Annotated in this window: 3 protein-coding genes; all 3 read right to left on the bottom strand. The window is 46.4% G+C overall.

Features of this window, described 5'->3' with window-relative positions:
• Positions 1-21: 21 nt before the first annotated feature.
• The 3 genes from tnpC to tnpA all read right to left on the bottom strand — a co-directional run bounded on the left by tnpC (position 22) and on the right by tnpA (position 2,278).
• On the bottom strand, positions 22-1,524 hold the full coding sequence (gene tnpC, locus GTQ48_RS17395) for an IS66 family transposase (protein WP_163107803.1): 1,503 nt from the start codon (positions 1,522-1,524) through the stop codon (positions 22-24).
• 86 nt (positions 1,525-1,610) lie between these two features.
• Positions 1,611-1,961, bottom strand: coding sequence for an IS66 family insertion sequence element accessory protein TnpB (tnpB, locus tag GTQ48_RS17390; RefSeq protein WP_163107802.1), 351 nt, complete (start codon positions 1,959-1,961; stop codon positions 1,611-1,613).
• Positions 1,958-2,278 carry an IS66 family insertion sequence element accessory protein TnpA gene (tnpA, locus tag GTQ48_RS17385; protein WP_163107801.1) on the bottom strand — a complete coding sequence of 107 codons (321 nt, stop codon included), beginning with the start codon at positions 2,276-2,278 and terminating at the stop codon, positions 1,958-1,960. The genes tnpB and tnpA overlap by 4 nt, the downstream gene beginning before the upstream one ends.
• Positions 2,279-2,357 lie beyond the last annotated feature (79 nt).

The following is a 2,357-nucleotide window of genomic DNA, read 5'->3' as shown; positions in this document are numbered from 1 at the left end:
GTATCCGTCCGGCAATCTCACCTAGCGCTTAGCAAATTGCCATGGTAGTAGTTGCTCGATATCGGCGTCGGGCCGACTGAGTTCATCAAGGCAGGTCATCACATACTCGAATACCTTGAGGTCGTTGGCTTTTGCGGTTTCGATGATGCTGTAGAGCACTGCACTGGCGTTTGCGCCTGTGGCGGTTTGGCTAAACAGCCAGTTTTTTCTGCCTATCACGAACGGTTTAATCGCGCGCTCAGCGCGATTATTATCGATATTCAGTAATCCATCGAGTGTGTAGCGTGCAAGCTTTTCCCATTGGCTCAAGCAGTATTGTATCGCTTCACCTAATTTGGTTTTCGGTAGCACTTGTTGTACTGATTTCTCTAGCCATGTATGGAGCTGATTGAGTAACGGCAGGCTCTTTTCTTGTCTGGCGATGTATCTCGCTTCCACCGTTTTATCTTTTAGCTGAGTTTCTATGCGGTAGAGCTTTTGGATATGATTGAGTGCCCAATCCGCTTTGCCACTGCCTTTTTTACCTGCGCCTTTTTTAGCTTCCATGAACTTTCGACGTGCATGTGCCCAACAGCCAATGAGTGTGGCTTGCGTTTGCTCGTAACCTTGATAGCCATCCACTTGTAAGTAGCCGTTATAGCCTTTTAGGAAGTCTACTGCGCATCGCCCTGCGCGACTATTGTGGTAGTCGTACAACACGATATTCGGTATTTCTGTATCGGGGGTATTTCCAGCAAGCGAGTCAGCGCCACTGGCGTACAACCACATATAGCTATTCGCTTTTTCAGATTCAACCACCTTCAACGTGGTTTCATCCGCCGCGATAACGGGCTGCTTTAACAGATGTTGATGAAGCTGCTCACAAAGGGGTTTAAACAACTCAGCGCAACGGATTATCCAATCTGCCATGGTTTTACGGCTTAATTCGACACCATGCTGTTTGAACATAGATTCTTGTCGATAAAGGGGTAAACCATATTGGTATTTGCTGGTGATGATTTGGGCTAACAAGCTTGGTGTGGCATAACCTTTGGGGATAACGCTGTGAGGTACGGGCGCTTGTTTAATCGTGTTGCTGATACCGTCCTTTTCACAGGTACGGCACGCATATTTGGGACGAACATGCTCAATCACTTTGACCTGAGCAGGGATAAACTGAAGCTTCTCTGACTTATCTTCACCTATACGATGTAACTCATTCGTACAGCAGCCACAGACTTTGTCTTCGTCGCTGATATCGTGAACAATAATCTCTCGAGGCAGGTCTTGAGGCAATGGTTTACGTGCGGGCTTTTTACGGGTGTAGCTAATCGTCTCTTCGGCTGATTCAGCCTCAACGACCAGTTCTTCCGCCTCATTGAACAACTCGCCTTGCCCAGGATGGCCTTCGGTGCTTTTACCGAACTGCTTGTGCTGGGCAATACGAAACTGCTCTTCAAGGTATTGATTACGAGACATGACTTGCGACAACATCTTTTTCAATGTTGCTGGGTCGTCGGGTAAGTTTTCGATATCAATATCCATGACGTTATTATCATGCAATAAGGTACTGATTACCCGACATTATTAAGACCGTTTCGTGATCGATAATCGCTACTTATGATCACAGGTTATAAGCCGGATGCATTGTAGTGCAAGGGCTGATGGCCTATGACATCGTAGCCCGATAACAGCCATTGTAGCTGTTGTTCACTCACGTGCAGTTGTTGCAATTCCGTCTCGACAGGCCACTTAAACCGATGCTTCTCGAGGCGTTTATACCAGAGTACAAAGCCCGTTTTATCCCAGTAAAGTATTTTGAGCTTATCGCGCTTTTTATTGCAGAAGACAAACAGTGCATCGCGGAACGGATTGAGATTCATATCCTGCTCAACAACCACAATTAAACCATTTATCGATTTGCGGAAGTCGACGATATTCATGTATAGATAAATGTCGGCAGGCTCAACGAACATCTTCATTCGCCCAATGCCTTCATCACGGCGACAACCCAGTGAGGATTAATATTGGTTGGCATGCTAAGTTGAGCGTTTCCCAATTTCAGGAGGAGGTCGCCACCCATTTTCTCAGTGTATGACTCAACCTTCGTGACTTCACGCTTCACTTGAACGAACTTACTGCTTGTTCGTTGAAGCCGAATATCACGACGTCGGGTATAGTAGGTTTGAAGGTTAATCTGCTGCTGGCGACAAAACTCCACCGCAGTGAGTCCGCTTTCCTTTTGTTGCTCAAATAAATTGAGCCAGTCTTGCACTTCTCTTCGTTGGTGTCGCTGCATGGGTATTCTCCTTAGCAAAAAAAGAACACCATGCCGTAGCTAATTTATGAATTGAATGTGGGGATTACCGGACGGACAC

This window comes from Alteromonas genovensis (assembly GCF_010500895.1).
Taxonomy (GTDB): domain Bacteria; phylum Pseudomonadota; class Gammaproteobacteria; order Enterobacterales; family Alteromonadaceae; genus Alteromonas; species Alteromonas genovensis.
Note: the sequence above shows the minus strand (reverse complement) of the source record. Positions and strands in the feature narration are given on the sequence as shown.